Genomic DNA, 1,689 nt, shown 5'->3' with positions numbered 1-1,689 from the left:
TCGTTTTAGCAGTCTTAGTCTTCGCCTTCTCACGTGACTTCCGATTAGCGATCACCGTCTTAGTTCTAGGATGCCCAGGGGCCCTCGTTATCGGTGCACCCGTCTCAAACGTTGCCGGAATCGGTAATGGTGCCAAACGTGGCATCTTAATCAAGGGTGGCGAAGTCGTCGATACCTTTGCCAAAGTCGATACGTTGGTCTTCGATAAAACGGGGACTTTGACGGAAGGTAATACTGCCGTTACCACGATGCACACCTACACGACTAACGCCGACAATCAACTCGCTTTAGCCGCTGCCATCGAAGGTGTTTCTGACCATCCACTCGGTCAAGCTATCGTGACCTACGCAGCCCAAAAGTCCGCTGGTGTCGCACCCGTCCTCGATGATACTGAAACCGTCAAAGGCCAAGGCATCTGCGCTAAAGTCGGTGACCAAACCGTCGTCATTGGGAACCAAAAGATGTTAACCGCGTATCAAATCGAACTTAACCCAGCTCAACTCAAAGACCTGAACGATTTACAAGCCGGTGGTCAATCCACAGTCATCATGGCCGTTGATGGCCAAGTTCAACTGATCTTTGGGATTGCCGATACCATCCGCCCAGGCGTCAAGGATTCACTTGCCGCACTCAAAGCTCAGGGTATCAAGAAATTAGTCATGTTGACTGGTGACAATCAGTTAACCGCCCAAGCAGTCGCAGATGAACTGAACTTAGACGAAGTTCACGCCAACTTATTGCCAGAAGAAAAGGTCGAATACGTTAAAAAGCTCAAAGCTGATGGGAACACAGTCGCCTTTATTGGTGATGGAATCAATGACAGTCCGTCCATCGCTAACGCGGATATCGGTATTGCCATGGGTAGCGGGACCGATGTCGCTATCGACACCTCCGACGTTGTCCTGATGCAATCCAGCTTCCCAGCACTGGTCCACGCCCATGGTCTCGCTAAGAAGACGGTGCTCAACACGCGGGAAAACATCTTCATCGCCATCGCGACGGTAGCCTTCCTCCTAATTGGCTTAGTCTTCGGTTACATTTACATGGCCAGTGGGATGTTCGTCCACGAAGCCAGCATCCTAGTCGTTATTTTCAACGCGATGCGCCTGATTAACTTCCAGACCAAGTTCGACAAACAACAACCTGCCAAAACGATCCAAGGCGCAACGGCCTAGCCACGCTACGGATATCCACCCCCAGCCCATAAAAAATGGCACCCAGACTAGTCTTCCCCAACTAGTCTGGGTGCCATTTTTTGACTAACAATAACTAAAATGATAACGCCATAATAATTTCATAAGTACGCTCGGTTGATTAATTGCAATTATAAACTAAAAAAGATCTTGTAAAGCCAAATCCCAATCACGGCGCCAACAATTGGTGCCACGACCGGAACCCAGCTGTATTCCCAATGTGAAGACCCCTTATTGGGAATCGGTAATAGTGCGTGAACGAGCCGCGGCCCTAAATCCCGGGCAGGGTTCAGAGCTGGCCCAGTCGGCCCACCTAGCGAGATGACCATTGCCGCAATCAGTAATCCGACCCCGATGTTGGCAATATCGATATTTTGATGGAAGAACATCCCGCGATACAGTCCCATCGCCCCAAAAATTAGGACGGCGGTCCCGACCATTTCGGTAATGAACCCGTTCAGCTGACTGTGAGCGGCGTCACTAGTGGCAAACGTCC

General features: G+C 50.4%; 2 protein-coding genes. One reads left to right on the top strand and one right to left on the bottom strand.

Going from position 1 to position 1,689, the window contains the following annotated elements; translation table 11 throughout:
• Positions 1-1,175: heavy metal translocating P-type ATPase (locus FC65_RS10535; protein WP_156408632.1), on the top strand; the 1,175-nt coding region annotated here is incomplete at its 5' end.
• A 149-nt stretch (positions 1,176-1,324) separates the two neighbouring features.
• Here FC65_RS10535 and FC65_RS10530 read toward each other — a convergent pair.
• Positions 1,325-1,689, bottom strand: a 365-nt coding sequence (locus tag FC65_RS10530; RefSeq protein WP_162257064.1) for an MIP/aquaporin family protein, incomplete at its 5' end; no start/stop codon positions are given.

Origin of the sequence: Ligilactobacillus acidipiscis DSM 15836 (assembly GCF_001435755.1) — a bacterium.
Taxonomy (GTDB): Bacteria; Bacillota; Bacilli; order Lactobacillales; family Lactobacillaceae; genus Ligilactobacillus; species Ligilactobacillus acidipiscis.
The sequence above is the reverse complement of the archived record's forward strand: the minus strand, read 5'-3'. Positions and strand labels throughout refer to the sequence as shown.